Annotated in this window: 25 protein-coding genes and 1 pseudogene; 10 read left to right on the forward strand and 16 right to left on the reverse strand. The window is 36.9% G+C overall.

Features of this window, described 5'->3' with window-relative positions:
* Window positions 1-191: 191 nt before the first annotated feature.
* Together cls and uvsE are read left to right on the forward strand one after the other, a co-directional pair.
* Window positions 192-1385, forward strand: a complete 1194-nt coding sequence (gene cls / locus LOK41_RS10670; protein WP_241816437.1) for a cardiolipin synthase — start codon at window positions 192-194, stop codon at window positions 1383-1385.
* Window positions 1386-1417: 32 nt separating this feature from the next.
* Complete coding sequence (uvsE, locus tag LOK41_RS10675; protein ID WP_241816438.1) at window positions 1418-2371, forward strand: UV DNA damage repair endonuclease UvsE; 954 nt, start codon at window positions 1418-1420, stop codon at window positions 2369-2371.
* 233 nt (window positions 2372-2604) lie between these two features.
* On the opposite strand, the gene LOK41_RS10680 is transcribed toward uvsE, so the two are convergent.
* Together LOK41_RS10680 and LOK41_RS10685 are read right to left on the reverse strand one after the other, a co-directional pair.
* Window positions 2605-2751 carry a quorum-sensing peptide PapR gene (locus LOK41_RS10680; protein WP_241816439.1) on the reverse strand — a complete coding sequence of 49 codons (147 nt, stop codon included), beginning with the start codon at window positions 2749-2751 and terminating at the stop codon, window positions 2605-2607.
* A 156-nt stretch (window positions 2752-2907) separates the two neighbouring features.
* Entirely contained in the window at window positions 2908-3762 is an 855-nt protein-coding gene (locus LOK41_RS10685; protein WP_241816440.1) for a helix-turn-helix domain-containing protein, read from the reverse strand.
* Window positions 3763-3927: 165 nt separating this feature from the next.
* Between LOK41_RS10685 and LOK41_RS10690 the strand changes: the two are divergent.
* Window positions 3928-4432 (forward strand): annotated as a pseudogene (locus LOK41_RS10690) (M4 family metallopeptidase); the annotation flags it as partial.
* Window positions 4433-4472: 40 nt separating this feature from the next.
* On the opposite strand, the gene LOK41_RS10695 reads toward LOK41_RS10690, so the two are convergent.
* Genes LOK41_RS10695 through LOK41_RS10710 form a run of 4 tightly spaced genes read right to left on the reverse strand, consistent with a single transcriptional unit; the run spans window position 4473 to window position 7836 of the window.
* Window positions 4473-5075 carry a response regulator transcription factor gene (locus LOK41_RS10695; RefSeq protein WP_241816441.1) on the reverse strand — a complete coding sequence of 201 codons (603 nt, stop codon included), beginning with the start codon at window positions 5073-5075 and terminating at the stop codon, window positions 4473-4475.
* A complete protein-coding gene (locus tag LOK41_RS10700) occupies window positions 5072-6202 on the reverse strand; it encodes a sensor histidine kinase (protein WP_241816442.1) in 1131 nt (376 codons plus the stop codon). The genes LOK41_RS10695 and LOK41_RS10700 overlap by 4 nt, the downstream gene beginning before the upstream one ends.
* Window positions 6203-6937, reverse strand: coding sequence for an ABC transporter permease (locus LOK41_RS10705; protein WP_241816443.1), 735 nt, complete (start codon window positions 6935-6937; stop codon window positions 6203-6205). It abuts the gene before it with no gap.
* Entirely contained in the window at window positions 6934-7836 is a 903-nt protein-coding gene (locus LOK41_RS10710) for an ABC transporter ATP-binding protein (RefSeq protein ID WP_241816444.1), read from the reverse strand. The genes LOK41_RS10705 and LOK41_RS10710 overlap by 4 nt, the downstream gene beginning before the upstream one ends.
* A gap of 219 nt (window positions 7837-8055) precedes the next feature.
* Between LOK41_RS10710 and map the strand changes: the two genes are divergently transcribed.
* Together map and LOK41_RS10720 are read left to right on the forward strand one after the other, a co-directional pair.
* Window positions 8056-8802 (forward strand): type I methionyl aminopeptidase, encoded by a 747-nt coding sequence (map, locus tag LOK41_RS10715; RefSeq protein WP_241816445.1) that lies wholly within the window; start codon window positions 8056-8058, stop codon window positions 8800-8802.
* A 441-nt stretch (window positions 8803-9243) separates the two neighbouring features.
* Window positions 9244-10644, forward strand: coding sequence for a M28 family metallopeptidase (locus LOK41_RS10720; RefSeq protein ID WP_241816446.1), 1401 nt, complete (start codon window positions 9244-9246; stop codon window positions 10642-10644).
* 230 nt (window positions 10645-10874) lie between these two features.
* Here the strand turns inward: LOK41_RS10720 and argS are convergent, their stop codons facing one another.
* Window positions 10875-12545: an arginine--tRNA ligase gene (gene argS, locus LOK41_RS10725; RefSeq protein ID WP_241816447.1), complete on the reverse strand. Its 1671-nt coding sequence runs from the start codon at window positions 12543-12545 to the stop codon at window positions 10875-10877.
* Complete coding sequence (locus tag LOK41_RS10730) at window positions 12545-12982, reverse strand: YwiB family protein (RefSeq protein WP_174100827.1); 438 nt, start codon at window positions 12980-12982, stop codon at window positions 12545-12547. The genes argS and LOK41_RS10730 overlap by 1 nt, the downstream gene beginning before the upstream one ends.
* Before the next feature lie 204 nt (window positions 12983-13186).
* On the opposite strand from LOK41_RS10730, the gene LOK41_RS10735 reads away from it, so the two are divergent.
* On the forward strand, window positions 13187-14173 hold the full coding sequence (locus LOK41_RS10735; protein WP_241816448.1) for a S66 family peptidase: 987 nt from the start codon (window positions 13187-13189) through the stop codon (window positions 14171-14173).
* A 30-nt stretch (window positions 14174-14203) separates the two neighbouring features.
* Here the strand turns inward: LOK41_RS10735 and LOK41_RS10740 are convergent, their stop codons facing one another.
* Window positions 14204-14566: a YxeA family protein gene (locus LOK41_RS10740; RefSeq protein ID WP_241816449.1), complete on the reverse strand. Its 363-nt coding sequence runs from the start codon at window positions 14564-14566 to the stop codon at window positions 14204-14206.
* A 234-nt stretch (window positions 14567-14800) separates the two neighbouring features.
* Here LOK41_RS10740 and LOK41_RS10745 point away from each other — a divergent pair, with 234 nt between their 5' ends.
* Window positions 14801-15838 (forward strand): PTS sugar transporter subunit IIC, encoded by a 1038-nt coding sequence (locus LOK41_RS10745; RefSeq protein ID WP_174100830.1) that lies wholly within the window; start codon window positions 14801-14803, stop codon window positions 15836-15838.
* Between the two features lie 80 nt (window positions 15839-15918).
* On the opposite strand, the gene speB is transcribed toward LOK41_RS10745, so the two are convergent.
* The 4 genes from speB to LOK41_RS10765 form a co-directional block, all read right to left on the reverse strand.
* Window positions 15919-16791: an agmatinase gene (gene speB, locus LOK41_RS10750; protein WP_241816450.1), complete on the reverse strand. Its 873-nt coding sequence runs from the start codon at window positions 16789-16791 to the stop codon at window positions 15919-15921.
* Between the two features lie 310 nt (window positions 16792-17101).
* Window positions 17102-17929 carry a spermidine synthase gene (gene speE, locus LOK41_RS10755; protein ID WP_241816451.1) on the reverse strand — a complete coding sequence of 276 codons (828 nt, stop codon included), beginning with the start codon at window positions 17927-17929 and terminating at the stop codon, window positions 17102-17104.
* A gap of 284 nt (window positions 17930-18213) precedes the next feature.
* Complete coding sequence (locus tag LOK41_RS10760; RefSeq protein ID WP_241816452.1) at window positions 18214-19377, reverse strand: MFS transporter; 1164 nt, start codon at window positions 19375-19377, stop codon at window positions 18214-18216.
* A gap of 5 nt (window positions 19378-19382) precedes the next feature.
* Window positions 19383-19790 (reverse strand): MerR family transcriptional regulator, encoded by a 408-nt coding sequence (locus LOK41_RS10765; protein WP_241816453.1) that lies wholly within the window; start codon window positions 19788-19790, stop codon window positions 19383-19385.
* Window positions 19791-19941: 151 nt separating this feature from the next.
* Between LOK41_RS10765 and LOK41_RS10770 the strand changes: the two genes are divergently transcribed.
* Window positions 19942-20667, forward strand: a complete 726-nt coding sequence (locus LOK41_RS10770) for a glycerophosphodiester phosphodiesterase (RefSeq protein ID WP_241816454.1) — start codon at window positions 19942-19944, stop codon at window positions 20665-20667.
* Window positions 20668-20905: 238 nt separating this feature from the next.
* On the forward strand, window positions 20906-22957 hold the full coding sequence (locus LOK41_RS10775; RefSeq protein WP_241816455.1) for a transglycosylase domain-containing protein: 2052 nt from the start codon (window positions 20906-20908) through the stop codon (window positions 22955-22957).
* A gap of 88 nt (window positions 22958-23045) precedes the next feature.
* On the opposite strand, the gene LOK41_RS10780 is transcribed toward LOK41_RS10775, so the two are convergent.
* On the reverse strand, window positions 23046-23555 hold the full coding sequence (locus LOK41_RS10780; RefSeq protein ID WP_241816456.1) for a YwhD family protein: 510 nt from the start codon (window positions 23553-23555) through the stop codon (window positions 23046-23048).
* A gap of 25 nt (window positions 23556-23580) precedes the next feature.
* Window positions 23581-24255: a site-2 protease family protein gene (locus LOK41_RS10785; protein ID WP_241816457.1), complete on the reverse strand. Its 675-nt coding sequence runs from the start codon at window positions 24253-24255 to the stop codon at window positions 23581-23583.
* Window positions 24256-24362: 107 nt separating this feature from the next.
* Here LOK41_RS10785 and LOK41_RS10790 point away from each other — a divergent pair, with 107 nt between their 5' ends.
* Window positions 24363-24548, forward strand: coding sequence for a 2-hydroxymuconate tautomerase (locus tag LOK41_RS10790; RefSeq protein WP_001147171.1), 186 nt, complete (start codon window positions 24363-24365; stop codon window positions 24546-24548).
* A 42-nt stretch (window positions 24549-24590) separates the two neighbouring features.
* Here LOK41_RS10790 and LOK41_RS10795 read toward each other — a convergent pair whose 3' ends face one another.
* On the reverse strand, window positions 24591-25895 hold the full coding sequence (locus LOK41_RS10795) for an HD domain-containing protein (RefSeq protein WP_241816458.1): 1305 nt from the start codon (window positions 25893-25895) through the stop codon (window positions 24591-24593).
* Window positions 25896-26206 lie beyond the last annotated feature (311 nt).

Consider the following 26206-nt stretch of genomic DNA (forward strand, 5'->3'; position numbering starts at 1 on the left):
TCTGAATTATATCCCCTATCCCCATTATATAATGAGTGAGCATTCAGTCAACAGTTTTTTGTTATACAACACAATATTTTTTCATAAAGCTATTTATTTAGGCAAAACTATAAAGTGAACTTTTAAGTAATAGTGGTCTTATTTCTTGCAAACAGCAAAGTAAAAATGAATGCAAAGGGAGGCGATTGGTAATGATCCTCTTATCTCTCTTACTAGCATGTTTTGCGATATGGGTCACCCTAGACCTTTCATATGGAAGAAAGCTTCATTTAAAAAGAGTAAGACCTCGCTCGTTCCCTTTACGACAGAGCAACTTCAAACTTTATACATATGGGACGGTCTTATACGATGATTTATTTACTGATATTAAAGAAGCTCAGCACCATATCCATGTTTTATTTTTTATTGTTCAAAATGATAAAGTGAGTCACGAATTTTTACAATTACTTATCAACAAAGCAAAACAAGGAATCCAAGTGCGACTCCTTCTTGATCGCCTAGGAAGCCATCAATTACCTAGAGAATCCATCAATTTATTACAAAAACATGGTGTTTCTTTTTCATTTTGTCACAAGTTTAAGTTTCCTTTTCTCTTTTTTTCTGCAAATCAAAGAAACCATCGTAAAATTACGATTATCGACGGGAAAATTGGCTATATCGGCGGGTTCAACATTGGAGAAGAGTATTTAGGACATGACCCTAAATTAGGTTTATGGCGCGATTATCATTTGCGTCTAACCGGAGAAGGGGTACAAGATTTACAAAAACAATTTTTGCACGATTGGCGTGATGATACGAATGAAGATTTACTAGAAGAAACGTCATTTTTTCCTAATCAACCAGCAGGCCCTATTTTACATCGCTTTATTCCAACAGACGGGGCCTATTTGCAAGAAACCTTTGTATCACTTATTGAAAGTGCGAAAGAAGAATTATATATTGGCACACCTTATTTTATTCCTGGCAAAAAAATTATGGATGCCTTATTACAAGCAAAAAAACGAGGCGTTCGTATTACCATTCTCGTTCCAAAAAAAGCAGATCACCCACTCGTTCGAGAAGCTAAATTACCATACTGCCGGAAATTAATGAAAGCAGGTTGCAATATTTACGAATTTCAGCAAGGGTTTTTTCATGCGAAAATTATTATGGTAGACGATCATACCTGTGATATTGGAACAGCTAATGTTGACATGAGAAGTTTATATACCAATCACGAAATAAATTGTCTCTTATATGATTCAGCTTTTATACAAGAAATTAAAGCGAAAATTAATGAAGATATAGAAGGATCTGTGCGACTTTCTTGGAAAGATGTTTCCTCCCTATCTTTTATTGATAAAGGCAAAGAATGGATTGGGACATTGCTGGCATTCTTCTTATAGCATAACTTACCAAGTAACGGGGTGTTTCATATATGATCATACGCTTTGGATATGTCTCACATGCAGTCGCATTGTGGGACTGTTCTCCTGCAAAAACAATGACGTTTACAACGTGGAAAAAGTTAGGGAAACAAGAACGAGAAGAGAAACTATATAATGTTACAAAACAAAACCTTATGCATACATTACGTATCCTGCATTACAATATCGCACATGAAATTCCATTATATCGATTATCTTCTTCTATCGTCCCACTCGCAACCCATCCTGAAGTTGATTTTGATTATATCGATATATTTACACCATTTTGGCATCAGATGGGTGAATTAATTCGAAGTCATAACTTACGGGTTAGCTTTCACCCAAATCAGTTCACATTATTTACAAGTGACAAACCTCACATTACCGAAAATGCTGTTCTAGATATGACATATCACTATAACGTATTAGACGCAATGGGATTAGCCGATTCTTCTTATATTAACATTCATGTAGGGGGTGCATATGGCAATAAAGAAAAAGCAGTTCGGCGCTTTCATGAGAATATAAAAGCGCTCCCTTCCCATATAAAACAACAAATGACACTTGAAAATGATGATAAAACATATACAGCCTCTGAAACATTAGCTATTTGTCAAAAGGAAAAAATTCCCTTCGTCTTTGATTATCATCATCACATGGCAAATTTTTGTGATGAACCGTTAACTGAGCTACTGTCAGCGATTTTCAAAACATGGAATCATACAAGTATAGTTCCTAAAGTTCATATCTCTTCACCAAGATCAGAAAAAGAATTCAGGGCTCATGCTGATTATATTAACACTACATTTATAAAACCTTTTTTATACATCGCAAAAGAAATAAATCAGGATTTTGATATCATGCTTGAAAGCAAACAAAAAGATTTAGCACTTTTTCAATTAGTAGATGAACTCGCTTCTATTAGAGGAATAAAAAGAACAAGTAGTGCAACGTTACAATGGTAATTGTAACGTTTTTTCATGATTCTACTTTCTCTAATGTGATATTATTACGATATAGTATTTTATTGGAGGCATTGAAACGCATAAAAAATTGTTATTTTGGTACCACCAAAACTACTGCCATTGAAATATTAAATTTATTACAAAAACAGCTACCAATTCAGTTTTCTTAACATGACCCTTTACTAAATAAACAAAAAATAAAGAACCCATATCATGAGTTCTTTATCTTCATATTAATATTCAAATGGTAAATCAGAAGCCAACTGTACTTCTTGATCGTTATGAATGACTCCATAACTTTCATCTACTAATTTATCTCCAAGAGAAATACCCCACATCATCGCTAACGTCAACATACTACCGATAAGTAGCTTTTTCATATTCCATCACCCACATGTTTTTCTTTCAATATATCATGAAAATTTATCCATTCTATATGCAATTATGCATATCCATTAATATCCACACCTTAATTCTATCTACTTTTATAAAAACTCGTTTTTATCCTATTAATAAGCTCCTTACCAAGAAAAGCATCACTTTAATTTTTTTAAAAGTGTATCTTTATACTCATGCAGTTCTAATAAATCAAAGAAGAACAACGCTTTTTCATAAGCTTCTTGAATGTCTTCTTTTGCATTTCCTAGCTTTTCAAGACATTCACCTTTTTGATATTGTAATTGTCCAATTAATGACATGCTATTAATACGACAAGAGATTTCAATTGCCTTTATAACTTGATAAAGCGCCTCTTCATATCGATCATCTAAATACAGTGCTTTGGCATGGTTATATCTAACCTTTACAGCAAATTCTTCATTGCTATGGAGAGATTCCAATTGTTTTAAAATATCTTCAAACAACTCAATACTTTTTTTGAAATATCCATTTTCTGCATAAATGTTTGCTATAGCATTTTCTATATATAAATTTTGAAATACATCAATTCCTGCTAATTCTTGGTTGAGTAATTTTTTTAGTTCTAAAATACAATATTCATAACTTATCTTTTTTAACATATACGCTGCCAAATAATACTGCCATTGAAGAAATTGTTGAAATTCTGGATGATACTCATCTTTTTTGAGTTCCTCCCAGACTTTATTATAAATTTCTTTATATTTCTTTTGCTTACAGAGTAATAGAATATGATCTTTAAACTGTTTCTTTCTTTCAATATCAGAATAAATGAGTACCTCATAAAAATGAATGATGGGAACTCTTAGCTTTGCTGCAATTCCTTGGAGTATATCCATACTTGGATATACTGAGCCTGATTCAATTCTGCTCACTTCTGATTGATGACATATATTATCAGATAACTGTTTTTGTGTTAAACCTCTTAACATTCTAATTTTCTTTATTTCCGCTCCCAGCTTTTCTGCGTGCATAATTGTTCACCATCCCATTACAGAAATCTAACTTCCGAAGTTGTCATACCACTACAATACTGGTTTTCGACAATTTTTTACATGAAATATTGCATAACATGTATAAATTTAGCAAACTTTTCTTATAAATCATCTTATACAAATACAATACTCGTAGTGTTAGAAATGAATGATAGAAAAGTCGCTAGTGTATTCCTTACTTTTGGTCTACTCTATCCTTTATCAATGGAAGCCATTCTCGTGCCCCAGAAATTGATAAAAGTGAAGCGAACGTTGAAGTCGCTCAACCTAGTTTCAATAATTCGTACATAAACTGAACCACAAAACATCACAGTAGGAAATATTGCTAAAAATACTTAAAGGGTGAAGTACAAGAGGTTAACGCGTAACAAAAACAAGTTACCACTGAAAAAATGTTGATTTTCAACCTACAAACAAAAAGGCAAAAGAAAATCAAGCCGAAGTTCGTCTTTCCCAAACATATAAAAGTGACAAAATATATGGTCAAGACATCATTGTTAAAGTAGATAAGCATGAGGCAATTAAGACTGTTAGTGGTAAAGTTGCCCAAAACCTAGAACAGCAATCTCATCTTACTATAACAAATATTTTGTCGAAAAATGAAGTAAAATCTAAATTCTATAACTCCTTACAAATTGTAAGAGATGCAAAAAAAGATGTTTACCACTATAAACGGTAAACATCTTTTTTCATATCCATCCTTTTTCTTCTGCAATTGTGATGGCTTCAATTCTATTTTTAGCATCTAACTTTGTTAATACTTCTGAAATGTAATTTCGCACCGTACCCGGAGAAAGATAAAGTGCCTTCGCGATTTCACTTGCTGTTTTTCCTTCTTTCGCTAACAAAAGTACTTCTTTCTCACGGTCTGATAGCGGATTTTGTTCTTGCCACAATCCAAACATTAATTCAGGAGAAATCTCCCGTTTCCCTTTCATCACATTGCGAATCGCTGCCGCTAGATCTTCACTTGGGCTATCCTTTAATAAATATCCATGAACACCAGCCTTCATCGCTCTTTCAAAATAACCCGGACGTGCAAATGTTGTTAACATCATTACCTTGCATGATGATTTCTGTTTCTGCAATGCTTCTGCAACATCCAATCCACTTTGAATTGGCATTTCAATATCCATAATACTTACATCTGGATGCAGTTTTTCAATTAGTTTTAAAGCTTCTTCGCCGTTCTCAGCCTGCCCCACCACTTCAATATCGTCTTCTAAATCAAGAAGGGCTCCTAGTGCTCCTCTAAGCATTCGTTGATCCTCTGCAATAATAATTCGAATCATGCCCTCACCTCACCTTTTCCCGTTCTAATTACAATTGGAACCTTCACAATTAACATCGTCCCTGGATGCAGTTCCTCTAGTTCAAGCACTCCATCAATAAGTGCGAGCCGTTCTTTCATACCTAATATGCCATTCCCATCATGACTTTGCTTTTGCAATCCCACTCCATTATCCTTAACTTGCAAAATGAGTTCTCCTTGTGCTTCAAATAAAGAAACCGTACACGCTGTTGCCTTACTATGCTTTACAACATTTGTTACCGCTTCTCGTAAACACATCCCTAAAATATTTTGCTCAAGTGGTGATAACGCATTAGAACTTGCCCTCTGCTCTATCTCTAGTGAAATATTAGCTGCTTGCAAAATAGCTTTTATTTGTTCCAGTTCTTCTTCTACAGTAATCATCCGCATATCCGAAATTAATTCTCTCAGCTGCTTTAAAGCTGTGCGCGATGTTTGCGTAATTTCCTTCGCTTCTACACTTGCCCGCTCTGGGTTTTTCACAATCAATTTCTCAACGAGCTGACTTTTTAAAGTAATAAGAGATAATGTATGCCCTAACGTATCGTGTAAATCTCTTGCAATCCGCTGACGTTCTTCACGTTTTACTAGGCCTTTAATTTGTTCATTCGCTTCACTTAACTGATGTCTTAATATCTTTTTTTGGTTGAAATTCCGCATAGCAAAAGGCGTAATAAGCATTAAAATAAACATCGGTAAAGATCCGAATATAGATGTTAATGTGAAGTTCTTGCTATACACCAGCACAAAAGTAACAAGCATTGTACCTAAAGAAAGTACTAGTAGACGAAAGGCTTTTTTCGTTGGTGTAAATCCTATTGCATTTGCTGTAAAAAATCCTAAATAGATAAAATACGGATTGTAAAAAACTCCAAATAAAAATACAATCATCATCTGAATACATGCCCATAAAATAAATGTCTTTTCTACAAAATAAAGCTGACGGTATGCAATGACAAAAATCACTAACATACCGCTTCCTAATATTAATTTCCATCCTGATTCATTAGATAAACCGTATATTGGAAATGCCAAGTATACAAACCACATATACGGGAAGAACCCCATATGTTTTGGGAAAAATTCAAACTGCTTCTTTTCTGTCATTTATACCGCTTCCTGTCGCTTTCTTATATATATTGATATTACAACAAATATAAGGAAATAACCTCCTAAAATCGCGATATTTTCCCATCCTATCGATTTTCCAGCGACAATATCCCATGCTCCCCTTCCGAAGTGATATGTCGGTGTCCACTCTCCTATTGCTCTTAATACTTTCGGAAAAACTTCAATTGGCATCCATAAACCGCCTAACACTGCTAAACTCATATTTAAAATGTTAGCAAGCCCCGCAGCTGCATCCGCTTTCTTAATGGAACCAATAACCGTTCCTAATGCTAAAAATGGTGTAACACCTAGTAATAGCCACACCCCTGCACCAATCCATTGTCCAACCGTTAACGATACGTCATTAATTAATATCCCTGCGATAAAGATCACAAGTATTGAAAAAGCATTTACTACCGTTTGCGAAATAATTTTAGCCGTTATATATGCACCCTCTGGAAGTGGGGTGATTTTCAAAAGATGTGTCCATCCTTGCCCTTTTTCTTGTGAAATTCTGACACCAAAACTAAAAAGTGCTGTTCCTACAATACTGAAAGTTGCCATCGAAATTAAATAATGTGCTTGCCATGCCGCACCATTTTGCGGTACTTGAATTACGTTTGTAAAAATGTAATAAAACAAAACTGGCATTAATAATGAGAAAAAGATAAATAACTTATTGCGAAACGTACGTAAAATCTCTATTTTGCATTGCATCCATAATGCTTTCATGCGATAACCTCCTTCTGATTTGCGACAAACTGTTCAAATGCTTCATCCAGACTTCCACGTTCAACCGAAATATCTGTAACAGGCAAGCCCTTTTGATAAATTGCTTGTAACGTAGCATCCGTGTCATCTGTCGTGAGAATAACACGCTGTTCATGAAACTGTACTGTCGTTACATGTGGTAGGCTCTTCAACAAACCTGTAGGAATTTTTTCTTTTGTATAAAATGAAATCGTTTTTCGAGAGATTGTTGCTTTCATTTCTTCTGGAGTCCCATCTGCAATGATTTTCCCATTCGCAAATAATAAAATCCGATCTGCTAGTGCATCAGCTTCTTCTAAATAATGCGTTGTTAAAAGGATTGTTTTCCCTTCGTTTGCTAGCTTTCGAATCGTTTCCCAAAAAGTCTTTCTAGACGTAATATCCATCCCGACAGTCGGTTCATCTAAAAATAATAAATCCGGGTTTCCAGCAAGTGCGAGTGCAAAATTTAAACGTCGTTTCTGACCACCTGATAATTTTTCACATCTCTGCTTTCTTTCAGACTCTAAATTTGATAACTGAAGCAATGTTTCTTTTGCAACCGGATTTGTATAATAACTACGAAACAAATCAATTGCTTCCTCCACTGATATACTATCAATCACACTTACCTCTTGCAGCATTGCACCAAGGCGATTGCGAACATCCCGATGCTTTGGACTCTTCCCAAATATGGACACGCTTCCTTCTGATGGATCCCTTAACCCAAGCATCATTGAAATTGCTGTTGTTTTCCCTGCGCCATTTGGCCCAAGAATTGCAACAATTTGCCCCTTCTCCACATGAAATGAAACGTTATTTACAGCCCTTTTATGTTTAAATGTTTTTGAAACACCATTTACTTCAATAATCTTTTCCATCTCTCCACCTCCGCTGTTCCTTATATTTACATTATATAAATTGGAAGAGATGGAAAACAGTAAGATACGTCATGATATGCATATGACAATTGTCATAAAGTTCCTATGAGATCCGTCATGGCGTTCAAAAAAAGCCCTGGCCTCACGCAAGTAGCAAGACAAAAATAAACATGATACAATCGTATAAGATTTACAATCGAGGAAGGACAGTGGTTTTTTATGATTATTCGTAATGAACAAGACTTGGAAGGTTTACGAAAAATCGGCCGTGTTGTTGCGCTTGCACGTGAAGAAATGAAAAAACAAGCAAAGCCAGGTATGACAACGAAAGAGCTTGATTTAATCGGTAAGAAAATATTAGATGAGCACGGCGCTATTTCTGCACCTGAAAAAGAATATGATTTCCCGGGCTTCACTTGTATTAGTGTAAATGAAGAAGTTGCTCACGGTATTCCAAAAGATCAAGTATTAAAAGAGGGCGACTTAGTAAATGTTGATGTATCTGCAGCACTTGACGGTTATTATGCAGATACAGGTATTTCTTTTGTTCTTGGGCAAGATGAAGAAAAAGAAAAACTTTGCCAAGCTGCAGTAAACGCATTTTGGGCAGCAATGAAAAAAGTAAAAGCTGGTTCAAAACAAAACCAAATCGGTCGCGCGGTTTCTAACTTTGCACATAAAAACGGCTATTCTGTTATTCAAAACTTAACAGGACATGGTATTGGTCTTAGCCTACACGAAGCACCAAACCATATTTTAAGCTACTACGATCCAATGGATAATGCGCTTTTGAAAGACGGACTTGTTATCGCTGTAGAGCCTTTCATTTCTATGAAAGCTGATCACATTATTGAGCGTGGCGATGATGGTTGGACATTTGTAACACCAGATAAGAGTCTTGTTGCACAATGTGAACATACAGTTGTCGTAACACGCGGTGAACCAATTATTTTAACTGAACTATAAAAAGAAAAGGAATGCAGATGGCATTCCTTTTTCCATACAAAAAAAGAAGAGAAATCAGCATTGATTTCTCCTCTTCGCATATGGATGCCTTACATATTTACTGATGGCAATCATGAAATCTGGGAACATGATTACCATAGTTAAAAGGTTCAAGCATGAGAAACAGAAATCCCACCCTGAATTTCTGTTTCTCTACACAATCTAAAGTTTGGGTACACTAGACATGCATTTTAGGGGCTTTCAAACAAGAAAGCGAACCTTCTTTTCAAATAATAGCATATATACCACCTCTAGAAATATGTAAATATGCATATACAAATTATCCTTACTTTTATTTCTCAACTTAAATTGATTGAAAATACAAAAAATAACAGGTAGAATATAGTCGTTATCCGTCTTCTTTTGTCAGTCAGATAGAATAGAAGAATGGGAGAGGAATATATGAAGAAAACATGGAAACAAAAAATAGTAAGCTCTTTGCTTGCTGCAACACTCGCTGTCAGCTTAGCTCCAATCGGACAAGTAAAGGCTGATTCCCCTCAAACAACGATTGAGACTCCACCTATCACAAAGCAAGTTGATGCGAACCGCGCCATTGAACATGTACGTTTTTTATCAGAAACAATCGGACCACGCCCTGGTGGGACACAATCAGAAAAATGGGCTTCCCGCTATGTTGGTATGCAATTAAAATCAATGGGATATGAGGTAGAGTATCAACCATTTGCTGTACCCGATCAATATGTAGGGTTCATTGAATCACCGTTATCCAAATCGCGGAATTGGCAAGCCGGCGCTGCTCCAAATTCCCTTATTTCAGCTGAAGCTGTTACGGCTCCTCTCATTTTTGTACCAAACGGAACAAAATTAGACGAAATTCCAAATGAAGTTAATGGGAAAATTGTCTTATTTGAACGAGGTGAAACAGTAGCAGATTACAACAAACAAGTAGAAAATGCGGTAGCAAAAGGCGCAAAAGGCGTTCTTTTATATAGTTTAATTGGTGGTCGCGGTAACTATGGACAAACATTCAATCCAAGATTAACGAAAAAACAGTCAATCCCTGTATTTGGCCTTGCTTATGCACAAGGAAATGCCTTCAAGGAAGAATTAGCAAAAAAAGGGGACACAATCCTTTCTTTAAAAGCACGACATGAATCAAACTTACAGTCACTAAATGTTATTGCGAAAAAGAAACCGAAAAACAGCACTGGAAATGAAAAAGCTGTTATCGTAAGTTCCCACTATGACAGCGTTGCTGGAGCACCTGGAGCAAATGATAACGCCTCTGGAACGGGGTTAGTATTAGAATTAGCTCGCGCATTTCAAAATGTAGAAACTGACAAAGAAATTCGCTTTATTGCTTTTGGATCAGAAGAAATGGGACTGATTGGCTCTGAGCACTATGTTGATAACTTATCACAAAAAGAACGCGATCGTATTTTAGGTGTGTTCAATGCTGATATGGTTGCGACAAACTATGATAAAGCGAAAAACTTATATGCAATGACACCAGATGGTTCTACGAATCTTGTAACGGATGCTACATTAAATGCGGCTAAACAATTAAATAATGATCTTGTTCTTCATGGTAAATTCGGCTCTAGTGACCATGGTCCATTTGCTTATGCAGGCATTCCTGCAGCTCTGTTCATTTGGATGGGAGTAGATAGCTGGAATCCACTTATCTATCATATTGAAAAGGTATACCATACACCACAAGATAACATTCGAGAAAACATTTCACCAGAACGTATGAAAATGGCATTAGATGTTATTGGTACTGGTGTTTATGATGTTCTTCAAAAACCAGCTGTACAAAGTGGGCAAAAGGCCGCTTAATTATAGCTAAAGCCCCCATTTTTTGAAATGGGGGGCTTTTTCATGATTCCAAACTATTAAAAAAGTGGCTTTCCCTGTTAGGGAAAACCACCGGCTTTGCTTTTCTTTATGTCCAGTTCCAACAGCTAGAATACTCGGTGGCTTCGCGCCTTCCTCCGAGGCAAACTGCACCTCTCTGTCAGGAGCTCCATCCCCTCCTATTTTGAACGAGCTGCTTCTACTTTTCGTTATTACATTTTCTCCGGCGCAGATACACCTACTAATGCTAATGCATTTTGAAGTGTGATGCGTACTGCACGCATTAAGTCGTAACGAGCTTTACTTAACTCTAAGTTATCTTGGTTTAATACTTTTTCTGCATTGTAGAAGCTGTGAAGTGCTGCTGCTAATTCAAATGCATAGCTTGTAATGCGGTGTGGCAAACGTTTTTGCGCTGCGTCTGCAACTACTGCTGGGAATTCACCAAGTTTTTTCAGTAAGTCCACTTCTTTTTCAGAAGCAACCAGTTTGTAGTTTACATCTCCACCTGCAGTTAATCCAAGCTCTTCGCCTTGACGAAGAATACTGCATACGCGCGCATGAGCGTATTGTGCATAGTATACAGGATTTTCGTTCGATTTTGATACCGCTAAGTCCATATCAAAGTCTAAGTGAGAGTCACCGCTACGCATTGCAAAGAAGTAACGCATTGCGTCCACGCCTACTTCTTCCATTAGCTCACGAAGTGTAACAGCTTTCCCTGTACGCTTACTCATTTTTACTTTTTCACCGTTTTGGTATAGTTGTACCATTTGAATGATTTCTACTTCTAACGTCTCTTTATCATAACCAAGCGCTTGAATTGCTGCTTTCATACGAGGAATGTAACCGTGATGGTCAGCGCCCCAAATGTTGATTAATTTATCAAATCCGCGCTCTAGTTTATCACGGTGATATGCGATATCTGGCGTTAAGTACGTGTAAGAACCGTCGTTTTTAATTAATACACGGTTTTTATCATCGCCATAAGTCATTGAACGGAACCAAGTTGCGCCTTCTTCTTCAAAAATTTCGTCGCGCTCCTTTAATACTGCAAGAGCTGCGTCAATTTTACCGTTTTTGTATAATGATGTTTCAGAGAACCAAACATCAAATTTAACACGGAAGCTTTCTAAGTCTTTTTGAAGTTTTGCTAGCTCATATTTTAAACCGTATTCACGGTAGAACTCGTAGCTTTCTTTTTCATCAGCTTTTGCATAACGATCGCCAAACTCTTCTGCTAAGCGTTGGCCAATTCCAATGATATCTGCACCATGGTAGCCGTCTTCTGGCATTTCTTTTTCTAGCCCTAATGCTTGCATGTAACGAGCTTCAACAGAAAGCGCTAAGTTATGAATTTGGTTACCAGCGTCATTAATGTAGTATTCACGAGATACATCATATCCCGCTTTTGCTAATACGTTACATAATGTGTCACCTACTGCTGCACCTCGTGCATGTCCTAAGTGAAGGTCGCCTGTTGGGTTTGCAGATACGAACTCAACTTGTACTTTTTCACCTTTACCAGTGTTTGTTTCACCATAAGCCTCACCAGCTTTAACAATTGCCGGTATTAAATCTGTTAAGTAGCTGTTATCCATATAGAAGTTAATAAAACCAGGACCAGCAATTTCAATTTTTTCTATAGAAGCTTTCGCTTTATCAAAGTTTGCAATTAATTCTTCTGCAATCATACGAGGTGCTTTTTTCGCAACGCGCGCAAGCTGCATCGCCATGTTTGTAGAGAAGTCACCATGTGTTTTATCTTTCGGAGATTCTAATACAACGTTTGGAATTTGTTCTTCTGTTGCTAATTCAGCTTTTACTACCGCAGCTTTAATTTCGTCTTTAATCAATTCTTTTACTTGTTCTAAAGAGTTCATTATTTTGCCTCCTTCAAATTAATCGTAATTGTATATCGGCCAGCCTCTTGTTCACTTAGAAGCAGTGCGTACGTTAAAAAGAGTTGTCCTTTTTTCTTCTCGTCCGACCATTTAAAAAGAACATTATCGGTTTTCGTTTGCAATGCAAACGTACCAAGCTCACTCGTATACGTACCAGTTGTCCATTCACCTTTCACATGCGTCTGACGCATAGAAACAGCACCTGAACGCATAATGAGAACTTGTTCACCTTGAATTTTGATAATTGTCTTCACTTCGCCTTGTTCGTTCGGCTCTTGAAATGTTACATATGTACTTTGACCTTTTACATAGTATTGACCATTTGCTTCAAAAGCAACGGTCTCCTTTCGTGCCCCTTCACGGATTTCTGTTACGAAATGAACGTGCATTGGCAAGCCTGCAAGTTGTTTCTCCACGTCTTGCACACCTTTCAACATGTTATAGATATTAAATAAACTTTATAATAAATCACTTTTCCTATCATATCAAAAAAAGCCTCTGTCTGTCTGCTGAAAAATCAGGAAAACCCTGTTTCGAAAAAACAATTTATAAAGATCTATCTCCAATGATAAAATATCTTTTAAATCTAAATTTTCTTTCATTAAAAGGGGATGTTGCAAATGATACCACCAAAATTAAAAAGGGGAGATGAGATCCGAGTTATTTCACCGTCTTCTAGTTTAAGTATTGTTTCAGATTACAATCGAGATCTTGCTATAAAACGACTAACAGATCTAGGATTTCATGTTACCTTTTCAAAAAATGCGGAAGAAATCGATCGTTTTGCTTCTTCCTCTGTTTCTTCTCGTATTCATGATCTTCATGAAGCTTTCGCTGATCCAAGCGTAAAAGCAATCTTAACAACACTTGGAGGATATAATTCCAATGGGCTACTAAACCATATAAATTATGACTTAATTGGCAGCAATCCAAAAATTTTATGTGGTTATTCTGATATTACAGCTCTAGGCAATGCAATTTATGCAAAGACTGGGCTTATTACATATTCGGGTCCTCACTTTTCTTCTTTTGGAATGGAAAAAGGGCTTGATTATACGATAGATTACTTTTTAAAATGCATGACTTCTGAAGAGCCGATAGAAATACAACCTGCTGAAACGTGGAGCGATGACTCTTGGTATATGGACCAAGAAAATCGAACTTTCTTTCAAAATGAAGGGTATATTTCCTTACATGAAGGTGAAGCAGTTGGCGAAATTGTTGGCGGTAATATGAGTACCTTTAATTTACTACAAGGCACAACATATATGCCGAGCTTACGAGATAAAATATTATTTTTAGAGGAAGATGCTTTAACGGGAAACGCAACTGTACAGACATTCGATCGTTACTTACACTCCCTTATGCAACAACCTGAATTTGAATATGTAAAAGGTATTGTCATTGGAAAACTGCAAAAAGCGTCTGAAGCTGTTATAGAAGATATACAAGAAATGATTTACTCAAAACAAGAGCTTTCCCACATTCCTGTCATTTCAAATGCTAACTTTGGCCATACGACACCAATATTCACTTTCCCTATTGGTGGGCGTGTACAGATTATGTCGAACAAAACAAAAACATCCATCACACTTTTAACGCATTAAAAAAGGAGCGAATCATTTAATTTGCTCCTTTTACTCTTTTTGTAATTGTTGTAATGCCTTTTCAGGAATCGCTTCTTTTGGAATTTCAGCAAAGCTTTTTCCTTGCATACCTTTAGCATAAATCTTAACAAAAACACCTGACGGAAGTTGGCGGTTCACCATTTTTTTGATTACTTGTTTCTTTCCATCTTCTGTGTAGCCCTTTAATGTATATAAATATTCGTCATCTTTTTTCTCACCTTTATTTATAACCGCGTAATAATCTTGTATTTCTTTATTTGAAAAGAAGTTATCGACAAATGCCCCTACACCTTCTGTTTTTGATTGTAAATAATATGCCGTTCCACCTAAAAGAATGGCAAAAACGACTAAAACTCTCATTACCAATTTCATATATGTGCCTCCTGCTTGTATATCTTTCTTACCATTCCTATACTCATATTTGTATTATACGGAAAAGGACATACTATACTCTATCGAAACGCCTTACACTTTCCTTACAATCGTGTAAGAAAAATTGTTTGTAGTATTTTCCGAATAAAAAAATTTTCCGTTTAAGCAATTTTTGTATTATTATTGAATAATACAAATTTTTATAACAAATATCAAAAAGGAGACAGTTATCAAATGGCTATCTTGCAAGGTTTAGCACTACTACTTGTTGTACTTTTTCTTTTCACACTGTTTAGCTACCGTGCTCCTTACGGAATGAAAGCAATGGGTGCTTTGGCCAACGCTGCAATCGCAAGTTTTCTTATTGAAGCATTTCATCGTTATATTGGTGGAGAAATGTTTCATAATGACTTTCTGCAATCGGTTGGGCAAGCCTCTGGTGGCATGAGCGGTGTAGCAGCTGCAATTTTAGTGGCACTCGCAATAGGTGTATCTCCTGTATATGCTGTTTTAATTGGGATTGCCACAAGTGGATTTGGTATTTTACCAGGATTTTTTGCTGGCTATGTTTGCGCATTTGTCGTGAAATTTCTCGAAAAGAAATTACCTGCTGGCGTAGAATTTTTAGCAATCTTGTTCATCGCTGCCCCTCTTTCACGCGGAATGGCTATGCTTATGGATCCAGTTGTAAATGCAACACTTGGAAAAATCGGTTCTATTATTTCAATTGCAACTACAGAAAGCCCGGTTATTATGGGGATTATGCTTGGCGGGCTCATCACAGTTATCTCTACATCACCATTAAGCTCCATGGCTCTAACTGCTATGCTTGGTTTAACGGGCTTACCAATGGCCATTGGTAGTCTCGCAGTAGCAGCCTCTGCTCCAATGAATTTTATTTTCTTTAAGCGTTTAAAGATTTGTTCAAAGAAAGATACAATTGCTGTAGCAATTGAACCATTAACACAAGCTGACATTGTCGCAGCAAATCCAATTCCAATTTATGCGACAAACTTTGTCGGCGGTGCACTTGCCGGCATTATTACATCCTTATTCCAACTTGTGAATAACGCACCTGGTACAGCATCACCAATTCCAGGGATTCTTGTTCTATTCGGATTCAACGATGTAATAAAGGTAACAATTGCAGCTATATTATGTGGAATTGTTACCACAATTATTGGTTATATCGGAACAATTATTTTCCGTAAGTACCCAATTCGTACCGCTGATGAAATTCGCGGAATCACTTCGAAAGAAAAAGTTGCATAAGAAAAGGAGCGAGTTCCATGGATGGAACTCGCTCCTTTTTCTTTTTATCCAGCTGCGATTCTAAACAGTCGGCTTCGCTTTTATTTTACCCAACCAAGAAGCATTTCCCGCACGAATTTGCTTGCTGCGATTGGTGTTTGGTCACTATGATCGTATACTGGGGCTACTTCTACTAAGTCTGCTCCAACTACTTTTATATTTGAATTTGCAATTGCTACGATGGAATCTAATAGTTCTTTAGATGTGATACCACCAGCTTCTAATGTTCCTGTTCCAGGAGCATGTGCTGGATCTAATACGTCGATATCAATTGTGACATAGACTGGGCGTCCTGCAAGCTTTGGCAATACTTCTTTTAACGGTTCTAATACGTCAAATTTGTATAGATTCATGCCCACTTCTTTTGCCCATTCGAATTCTTCTTTCATTCCAGAACGAATTCCGAAAGAATATACGTTTTCCGGACCAATTAAATCGCACACTTTACGAATCGGTGTAGAGTGAGATAACGGCTCCCCTTCATACGACTCACGTAAATCAGTATGAGCATCCATATGAATAATTGCTAAATCCGGATATTTTTTTGCCATTGCCTTAAAAATTGGCCAAGACACTAGGTGCTCACCGCCGAGACCTAATGGAAACTTACCAGCATCTAATAGTTTTGCTACATATTCTTCAATCATGTCTATGCTGCGCTGTGGGTTTCCGAATGGTAACGGAATATCACCAGCATCAAAATATTTCACTTCTTCTAGTTCACGATCTAAATATGGACTATATTCTTCTAGTCCAAGTGATACTTCACGAATACGTGCAGGGCCAAAACGGGAACCTGGACGGTAGCTTACTGTCCAATCCATTGGCATCCCGTAAATAACAGCCTCTGACTCTTCAAAACTTGGATGACTTTTAATAAATACTTTACCTGAATAAGCTTCATCAAAACGCATATTCTTTTCCTCCTTATGTGGAACTTAAGGTATCCCAACCTTTCATTATTTCTCAAATTTGGAGCACTATACTCCTCTTTCTCGATTTACCTCAATCTTCTTTTAACGATAAGAAGATTATTTCATTTATAGTAGCGAAAGCAGCTAGCATGTCCGTTCTATTGCACACCTTGAATGAGCCACTTCCGCTTTTCTTTTGTCTAGCTACAGCCGCTAGAATATTCGGTGGCTTCCCTTCTTCCTGCGAGGCAAAAAGTGCCTCTACGTCTGAAGCTCCATCCCTATTCTAAACGAGCTGCTTCTGCTTTTATTACTTCACTAAATCTCCAACAAACTTTGGTAACACAAATGCTGCTTTATGCAATTCTTTTGTGTAATATTTCGTTTCGATTTCGTGGAAACGCTCTTCGCTTACTTTTAATGGATCGTATTCTTTAGATCCGATTGTGAATGTCCACATTCCACTTGGATATGTTGGGATATTCGCTGTGTATAGACGTGTAATTGGGAAGATTTCTTTTACGTCTTTAAATACAGTTGAAATTAATTCTGGTGTGAACCATGGGTTGTCCGTTTGCGCAACGAAAATACCGTCTGCTTTTAACGCTTTTGAGATTCCAGCGTAGAATCCTTTTGTAAATAAGTTTACTGCTGGACCTACTGGTTCCGTAGAGTCAACCATGATTACATCATATTCATTCTCACTTTCTGCGATGTGTAGGAAACCGTCTCCTACTTTTACTTCAACGCGCTCGTTATCTAATGCACCTGCAATTGATGGTAAGTACTGTTTAGAGTACTCGATTACTTTACCGTCGATTTCAACAAGTGTTGCTTTCTTTACGCTTGGGTGCTTTAATACTTCACGGATTACACCACCGTCACCACCGCCAACAACTAATACGTTCTCAGGGTTTGGATGTGTAAATAAAGGTACGTGTGCTACCATTTCATGATATACGAACTCGTCCTTCTCTGTTGTCATAACCATACCATCTAAAATAAGCATGTTTCCGAATTCTTCAGTTTCAACCATATCAAGCTTTTGAAATTCTGTTTGCTCCGTATGTAATGTGCGGTTAATACGCGCCGTAATTCCAAAATGTTTTGTTTGTTTTTCAGTGAACCATAGTTCCATCGTACAATCACGCCTTTCGCTGCAAATTTATAATAGGGACATCATTAATGTCCCCTAACAAAAATAAAACAAAACATACAAAATGTATAGTTAAAAGTACAAAAATACCGAAAATATATTTTAATTAAAGTATTTTTATTCATATATTACTTAAACACTATATTTAACAATAAAGAAAACCCTTTCTTAAGAAAGGGTTTCTTTTTGTCACTATTTGTTGAATGGCCGATATATGGTGAGAAATGGTCGATATATTTGAAAAATCGCCGATAAAATTTCACTTATCAATGACTGCTTTCAGACCCTAATTTAGAATCTTCTCGAACAGGAATTAAAATCATGATACAACCAACTAATACAACGATTCCCCCAACTAAAAATGGACTTTGTGGTGAAATTGTATGGCCAATAATTCCTGATAAAATTGGTGCAATCGCCCCGCCAAGCCAGCGGACGAAATTGTATACACCAGACGTAATAGATCTTTCATAAGGTGAAATATCCATGACATAGCTTGTATATAAAGCGTTATTTAATCCAGATGCTAATCCAGATAAGACGATAAGAACGATTTGCAACCACATCACTTTAACAAAGAATAACGCAATTAACAGAATCGCGAATACAAATAAACTAAATCTTAACAATGCTTTTGGTTCATATTTCCCTTCTAACTTGTGTGCTAATATTGCAGACCCGTATGCTAGCGCAAGTCCCCAGCCGCAAAATACGAAACCGAGCTGAATTGCAGATAAGTGCATAATAAGTGGTGAATATGCTAATACAACGAAAAATCCGTAATAATATAACATGCCTGAAATAGCACCTTGCATAAATGGTTTATATTTAATTAGGTTAAGTAATTCCCCTACTCCAGCGGCTTTACGCTGCACTTTGCGCTCTGGTTCTTTTACAAAAAAGAAAACAAGAATAAATGCTAATAAAATTAAAAGGCTTGTCGCGAAAAATGGATAACGCCAAGAATATCCGCCAAGTAATCCCCCTAATAATGGACCACCTGCCATCCCTAAACCAATCGCAGCTTCGTATAAGCCAACCGCTTCATGTACTTCTTTACTTAAAGCAATTAATAATGTCATCGCTGTTGCGAAAAACATCGCATTTCCTAGCCCCCAGCCAGCGCGGAAAAGAGACAACTGTGCAATCGTTTGTGATATACCGCATATAAAAGCAAATACAGTTACAATCGATAAACCAATTGTCATCATTCTCTTATCGCCAAATCGTGCTGCAAATAAACCAGCGGGCAACATCATAATTGCCATCGTTAAAATATATGCTGTAAATAACATTTCCACTTGCCAATGTGTGGCACCAATTTTCTCAGCAATAATCGGCAAAATAGGATCGACTACTCCGATGCCTGAAAAGGCAAGGAAAGTAGCCAGTACTGTAATCAATCTCCCCATTTTTTGTTTACTCTCCATATTTATTACTCTCCTTTTGTTTCCTCCAAGAATCTAGTTGCGCGCTCTAAACTAGTCTCTAATTCTGCTTTCACGCGCTCTATTTGTTTCATTTTTGTATCAAGAGTTTGTACTTGGTTCTCAAGCATATCCTTAATTTCTTGAATCACTGCACGATCACGTGGATTTTCGCTATTTCTTCTTTGCTCCATGCGCTCTTTTAATGATAAGAAATGATGCATTTCTTGAAGTGTAATTCCTAATACTTCTTTTGCTTCTACAATCCTCTTAATACGTGTAATATCTTCATCTGTATAAAGACGAATATTTCCTTCACTACGCTCCGGCGGATGAATCAGGCCAATTTCCTCATAATAACGAAGTGTACGCTTTGTTAATCCAACTTGCTTTGTTACTTCATCAATCTTATACATGTATATTCCTCCTTCCATCACACTATTACATTTTACGTTAACGTTAACTTTTATGCAACTGTTATACTTTTGTAAATATTTAGCATATGAATTGTATTTTTTTCCCCGTAGTTTCATAATGAAAGAAATGAACTCATAAGGAGATTTTCAGATGAAAAAACCACTTATTTTTGCCCATCGCGGAGTGAAAGGCACACATCCAGAAAATACAATGATCGCTTTCCAAGAAGCAGAGCGCGTTGGTGCTCACGGCATTGAACTTGACGTTCACCTTGCGAAAGATGGTGAGCTTGTTGTAATTCACGATGAGACTGTTGACCGTACGACAAATGGGATTGGACTTGTTTCTGAGAAAACAGTAGCGGAATTACAAGCGCTTGATGCAGGAAGTCATAAAGACCCCTCTTTTCACCAAGCAAAAATCCTAACCTTACGAGAAGTGCTCATTTGGTTATCTACGACAAATTTAGAGCTTAATATTGAATTAAAAACAGACGTAATCCACTATCCAGGTATCGAAGAGAGAGTTGTTGATCTTGTTCGGGAATATCACCTTTCAAACCAAATTATATTCTCATCGTTTAACCATGATTCTGTTTCTTTGCTTGCAGAACTTGCTCCTGGAATCCCGAGAGCTATCTTATATGATGAACCAATTGCTGATCCAATTGCTGAAGCAAAGAAAAGAGAAGCGACCGGATTACACCCTAATTTTCAGCTATTAACAAAAGAATTTGTCCAAACTGCACAGCAGCAAGGATATGTATTCCGGCCCTATACAATCAATGAATATAAAGATTTACAAACTATGATTGATTACGGCGTAGATGTTATTATTACAGATTGGCCGATGCGTGCTTTTGAGCTCCTTTCTTAAATAAGGGAGCTCTTTTTTGTTTTGTGTTTAAAATACGAAAAAACCCTCAATACTATTAAAGTGAAACTTTAATCAGTGAGGGGTTCCTCATCCCCCACTGATTATTAGCCTTCACCAATCGGGCTTTTACGGGCAGTTTATCCCTCCACCTCACTTCTTTTCCTTTGCTAAGGTTTGAGGTAGGGGATTACTGCCCTCGAATAGCGGGATAAAAGTATATGATGAGGAGATGAAAAAGATGGATCAAACTATAAATCCAAAACTTAAAAAATATAAACGTCTTTTCTTCACCGCACTTTTTTCATGCGTTCTTTTTTTCGTTTTTTCTTTTTTTATTATCATTATTGTTGCAAAGATTATGGGACCACCTCCCATTGCTGTTCCACAAACAAGCACCTTTTATGCGAATGATGATACTGTAATGGGACAAAGTAATGGAATGCAAAAGCGCTATAACGTGTCCCTCGACCAAATTTCTCCTTATGTAAGAGAAGCGACGCTTTCTATTGAAGACCAACGATTTTATAATCATCATGGTTTTGATATGAAACGAATTGCTGGCGCAATCGTTGCAGATATAAAAGCAATGGCAAAGGTTCAAGGTGCTAGCACGATTACGCAGCAGTATGCCCGTAATCTATATTTAGATCATGATAAAACTTGGAAACGAAAAGCGTTAGAAGCACTCTATACGATTCGCCTTGAGGTCAATTACAATAAGAATCATATTTTAGAAGGATATTTAAATACAATTTATTACGGGCACGGCGCTTATGGTATTGAAGCTGCTTCTCGTCTTTACTTTAATAAATCAGCTAGTGACTTAACATTAGCAGAGGCAAGTATGTTAGCTGGCATTCCAAAAGGTCCTAGCGTATACTCTCCCTATGTAAAAGAAGAACGGGCAAAAACAAGGCAGTCTATTATTTTAGATGAAATGGTAGAACAAGGATATATTACAAAAAATCAAGCAAACTCTGCGAAACAAGAAAAGCTTGCGTTTGCTTCGTTAGAAACAAAAAAGGTTACAGAAATTGCACCTTATTTTCAGGATACTGTACAATCATCTCTCCTCCATGACATTGGACTCGATGAGCAAACTTTGCAGCGCGGTGGACTCCGTATCTATACAACACTAGACCCAAAACTACAAACAATAGCTGAGCAAGCTGTAAAAGATACAATTCCAGAAACAACTAGTATACAAACAGCTCTTGTCTCAATGAATCCAAAAACAGGAGAAGTAGCAGCTCTTGTTGGTGGAAAAGATTATAAAGAGAGTCAATTTAACAGAGCGATTCAAGCGGCTCGCCAACCAGGGTCCACCTTTAAGCCGTTTTTATATTACGCGGCACTCGAAAAAGGATTTACACCAGCGACTCGCTTAAAAAGTGAATATACGGTATTTACGTTAGGTGATGGTGTTTCTAAATATAAACCGAAAAATTATAAAGACTATTATGCCGATGATTTTGTAACGATGGCGCAAGCTCTTGCAGTATCAGATAACGTATATGCTGTGAAAACACATTTATTTTTAGGCGAAGATTCTCTTGCGAAAACTGCGAAACAATTCGGTATTACAAGTTCATTAAAAGACGTACCGTCCCTTGCCCTTGGTACTTCTCCTGTCAAACCAATTGAAATGGTGGGCGCATACAGCATGTTTGCAAATGGAGGAAAGCAAGTAAAGCCAACCTTTATCCGTCGCGTTGTCGATAACGAAGGAAACATTTTATATGATGCACATTTAGAAAGTAAACAAATTCTCGATAAAAACAATACGTTTGTAATGGAAGAGATGATGACAGGAATGTTCAATGACAAGCTAAGTGGTTATGCATCTGTTACAGGACATACCCTTCTTCCGAAACTATCGCGTACGTATGCAGGGAAGTCTGGCTCCACAGAAACGGATAGCTGGATGATTGGCTTCACGCCGCAAATTGTAACTGGTGTTTGGGTAGGATACGACAGGCCTAAATCTATTTCCAATCCAGCTGAACAAGGCTACGCCAAAAAGATTTGGGCCATTGCGATGGAAAAGGGACTAGAAGGTCAGCCTAAAAAGGATTTCAAACAACCAAGTGACGTTGTTGCTGTAAATATCAATCCCGAAAATGGGAAAATCGCAACGAAAAGCTGTCCTGTCTCTGTAAAAATGTATTTTACAAAAGGAACAGAACCGACCGAATACTGCATAGATCATGTGGATGACAAGGAAGAATTCGAGAAGGCTAGCAAAGAAAAGAAAAAAGAAGGCTGGTGGAAAAGGTATTTTCCATGGTAATCCCAATATATTGACCTTTTCACATCACATATCAGTACTTGCCACATAATAGCAAAGGCTACCAAGATTTCTCCTGGTAGCCTTAAAATTATTCTCCTAATAATACTTGACGCAATTCTTCACTAGACTCGTTCCAAATTGCTTCATTATGCTCTTTCAAGAATGTGCCAAGCACCTTCTTAGATGACTCATCCATATGGTCAACCATGATGTGACGTTTTAATGATTTATCCATCTTGTTTACGTGCTCTGGAAGTGATTTATAACCACGGCGAATTTCACGGTCAACTGTCATTTCACAAGCTGTTACACCTGCATAATAAGCACCTTTTGCTGTTCTCTCAATCGTTACCCATACGAGCCAATACGGCTTTCCATTTGGAACTTCGTCTTTATTCGTTAAAAATTTAATTCCCTTTTCAACAGTACTACGTGCATGCATCGCCCCGATATCAACGAACGCAGTTTGCTCAATTACGTCTACGAAAACAGGTGAAATATTTTCTAAACTTAGTGCTCCAACACCAAAACCACCATGTCCATCTGTTGAATCGTTTTTCACAATATTAAAACCGATTTTTTTCTTTTTCTCTGTCATATGTAAACTCCTCCTCACTCATGTATTACATTAATCCAAATATAGGTGCAATAACGCTTTGCAAAATACCTAATACATACGGAATAACCACCTGGAAGATTGGTTGAATTGTATAACGATCCAGCGGTGTAATAACAAGAATCAATAAAGCGATCGCTCCATATTTCTCATACTGCGTCATTTTCGCACGAATATTTGCTGGTGCTAAATCTTCAATCACACGATATCCATCAAGTGGTGGAATCGGTAATAGGTTGAACACAAATAAAACAATATTAAGAGTAATAAAAATTTGAAAGAATTGAATTAGCGTATCTGCTACTGCAAATGGAACTGCATTTAATACACCAAGTGTATCTAAACTATATAAAATAATTAACCCAATCGCACTCAAAATGAGGTTACTAATTGGCCCTGCAATCGAAACAAGTACACCAGCAAGGCGTGGCTTTTTAAAATTATACGGGTTAACAGGAACTGGGCGCGCCCAACCAAACCCAATGATTAATATAGCAATCATCCCTATCGGATCCAAATGAGACATTGGTGATAACGTTAAACGCCCTTGTCTTTTCGCTGTGTCATCACCAAACTTATATGCAACATATGCATGTGCAAATTCATGCACAGACAATGCAATAACAATAGCCATTGCGACCAACGGTATTTGGTGCAGTGGATATACAAAAAAGTTCTCCATACTCCATCTCCTCTTCGTTATGTCGAAAAAAAATATTTTTTTTCGATTGTTCTTCTTCATAATCCGTTATAATAAGATTGTAACTTACATAAAAGGAGCGATTGTACATGCCATACGTAACAGTGAAAATGCTAGAAGGACGCACAGAAGAACAAAAGAAAGCCCTTGCTGAGAAAGTAACTGCAGCAGTAAGCGAAACAACTGGTGCTCCAGAAGAAAACATCGTTGTTTTCATCGAAGAAATGTCTAAAAATCATTATGCAGTTGGCGGAAAACGCTTAAGCGACAAATAATTTCAAGTTTCTTTAATAAGAAGCAGTCCATGGGGTTGCTTCTTATTTCTTTCCTTCTAATAACTCAATAATTTTCTCTTTATATTTTCCTTTTCTTCCATCTTCATAAATTAAATCATGCGGATAGAAAAGTTTCTGATCCCTTCTCTTCTTACCAGTAATCGCCTCTACAATATCCGATTCACGCGAAAGCTCCCTGAGGTCTCCGTTTGGCATAAGAAGTAAGATTGGCAATCTCTCTTCTTCTTCTCCAGCACGATAAAAGTCATACGGTAAATCTGATGTTGAATCCACAACTAAATAGTACTCTGGATCGAGCCCAATCTTTTTAAATAAACTACTTAATTCCATCCAATTATCTAAACCATGATTCTCTGTAAATTCTACATATTTAAAGAGATTTCGGTTCATAAAACGACGACTTAAATCACTTAGAATTTGATCATCTTCATCTTGCCATACCTGGAAATAGTAATACATTACATTCTCATCTAGCTTTAAATAATCCTCTACTGTTACTTCCTCTTCAAATAAAGAATAGAAATGAACCGGATGATACTTAAATGTATAATACTGCTCATGTAATGTTTTTGCACGGTGTAAAATCTTTGTTAAAATCACTTCTGCGCTGCGCGTTACTGGATGGAAGTATACTTGCCAGTACATTTGATAGCGGCTCATAATATAATGCTCTACAGCGTGCATACCACTATTTTTAATCACGACTTGATTGCCGTATGGACGCATGACACGAAGTATACGTTCCATATCAAAATTCCCATACTTTACACCAGTAAAATATGCATCTCTTAATAAATAATCCATACGATCTGCATCAATTTGACTAGAGATCATACTAATCGCTAATTTATTATCAGACGTTTTTGCAATCACATCTGCTACTTTTTGTGGAAATTCTCGGTCTACACGGCTAAGTACATCATTGATTTCCGTATCACCGACAATAACTTTTTGCGTGAACTTCTCATGATCTAATGAAAAAACTTTTTCAAAGGAATGGGAGAACGGACCGTGTCCCACATCGTGCAAGAGAGCTGCACATAAACATAACAATCTATCTTCTGCATTCCAATTTGGTCTGCCATCAAACACATCATCAATCATACGACGAATAATCTCATATACACCTAATGAATGAGTAAAGCGACTATGTTCTGCACCATGAAATGTAAAAAACGTCGTTCCTAGCTGCTTAATACGGCGCAAACGTTGAAATTCCTTCGTTCCGATTAAATCCCAAATGACACGATCACGCACGTGTACATATTTATGTACTGGGTCTTTAAACACTTTTGTTTCGCTGAGTTTGTCGTTTAAATATACCATATCGACATCCTCCTTCCTTACTGCATTCTTACTTTATATTATAAACGAAATAGGAAAGAGAAAGAAACGAAAGACTATATATAAATCCAAATTAAAAAACTAACATCAAACCATTCTTTTTAGATGGACGAGAGCACCCGGCCATGCATAGAAGCGGTCAGTACCTTTTTTAGCCCCATGCCACGTAAAAACAAAAGGAGAAAATGAGTAAAAGTCTCTATTTGTTCTCCATAGTCATAATTCATCTATTAGAAACTCAAATTGGATTTATATAGAAATGCAGAAAATCACTTCCGTTATAACGAAAGTGA

Source organism: Bacillus sp. TL12 (genome assembly GCF_022625245.1).
Lineage (GTDB): Bacteria > Bacillota > Bacilli > Bacillales > Bacillaceae_G > Bacillus_A.

Coding starts and splice junctions, on each gene's coding strand:
- cls (WP_241816437.1), top strand. CDS start 192: ATGATCCTCTTATCTCTCTTACTAGCATGTTTTGCGATATGGGTCACC.
- uvsE (WP_241816438.1), top strand. CDS start 1,418: ATGATCATACGCTTTGGATATGTCTCACATGCAGTCGCATTGTGGGAC.
- LOK41_RS10680 (WP_241816439.1), bottom strand. CDS start 2,751: ATGAAAAAGCTACTTATCGGTAGTATGTTGACGTTAGCGATGATGTGG.
- LOK41_RS10685 (WP_241816440.1), bottom strand. CDS start 3,762: ATGCACGCAGAAAAGCTGGGAGCGGAAATAAAGAAAATTAGAATGTTA.
- LOK41_RS10695 (WP_241816441.1), bottom strand. CDS start 5,075: ATGATTCGAATTATTATTGCAGAGGATCAACGAATGCTTAGAGGAGCA.
- LOK41_RS10700 (WP_241816442.1), bottom strand. CDS start 6,202: ATGACAGAAAAGAAGCAGTTTGAATTTTTCCCAAAACATATGGGGTTC.
- LOK41_RS10705 (WP_241816443.1), bottom strand. CDS start 6,937: ATGAAAGCATTATGGATGCAATGCAAAATAGAGATTTTACGTACGTTT.
- LOK41_RS10710 (WP_241816444.1), bottom strand. CDS start 7,836: ATGGAAAAGATTATTGAAGTAAATGGTGTTTCAAAAACATTTAAACAT.
- map (WP_241816445.1), top strand. CDS start 8,056: ATGATTATTCGTAATGAACAAGACTTGGAAGGTTTACGAAAAATCGGC.
- LOK41_RS10720 (WP_241816446.1), top strand. CDS start 9,244: ATGAAGAAAACATGGAAACAAAAAATAGTAAGCTCTTTGCTTGCTGCA.
- argS (WP_241816447.1), bottom strand. CDS start 12,545: ATGAACTCTTTAGAACAAGTAAAAGAATTGATTAAAGACGAAATTAAA.
- LOK41_RS10735 (WP_241816448.1), top strand. CDS start 13,187: ATGATACCACCAAAATTAAAAAGGGGAGATGAGATCCGAGTTATTTCA.
- LOK41_RS10740 (WP_241816449.1), bottom strand. CDS start 14,566: ATGAAATTGGTAATGAGAGTTTTAGTCGTTTTTGCCATTCTTTTAGGT.
- LOK41_RS10745 (WP_174100830.1), top strand. CDS start 14,801: ATGGCTATCTTGCAAGGTTTAGCACTACTACTTGTTGTACTTTTTCTT.
- speB (WP_241816450.1), bottom strand. CDS start 16,791: ATGCGTTTTGATGAAGCTTATTCAGGTAAAGTATTTATTAAAAGTCAT.
- speE (WP_241816451.1), bottom strand. CDS start 17,929: ATGGAACTATGGTTCACTGAAAAACAAACAAAACATTTTGGAATTACG.
- LOK41_RS10760 (WP_241816452.1), bottom strand. CDS start 19,377: ATGGAGAGTAAACAAAAAATGGGGAGATTGATTACAGTACTGGCTACT.
- LOK41_RS10765 (WP_241816453.1), bottom strand. CDS start 19,790: ATGTATAAGATTGATGAAGTAACAAAGCAAGTTGGATTAACAAAGCGT.
- LOK41_RS10770 (WP_241816454.1), top strand. CDS start 19,942: ATGAAAAAACCACTTATTTTTGCCCATCGCGGAGTGAAAGGCACACAT.
- LOK41_RS10775 (WP_241816455.1), top strand. CDS start 20,906: ATGGATCAAACTATAAATCCAAAACTTAAAAAATATAAACGTCTTTTC.
- LOK41_RS10780 (WP_241816456.1), bottom strand. CDS start 23,555: ATGACAGAGAAAAAGAAAAAAATCGGTTTTAATATTGTGAAAAACGAT.
- LOK41_RS10785 (WP_241816457.1), bottom strand. CDS start 24,255: ATGGAGAACTTTTTTGTATATCCACTGCACCAAATACCGTTGGTCGCA.
- LOK41_RS10790 (WP_001147171.1), top strand. CDS start 24,363: ATGCCATACGTAACAGTGAAAATGCTAGAAGGACGCACAGAAGAACAA.
- LOK41_RS10795 (WP_241816458.1), bottom strand. CDS start 25,895: ATGGTATATTTAAACGACAAACTCAGCGAAACAAAAGTGTTTAAAGAC.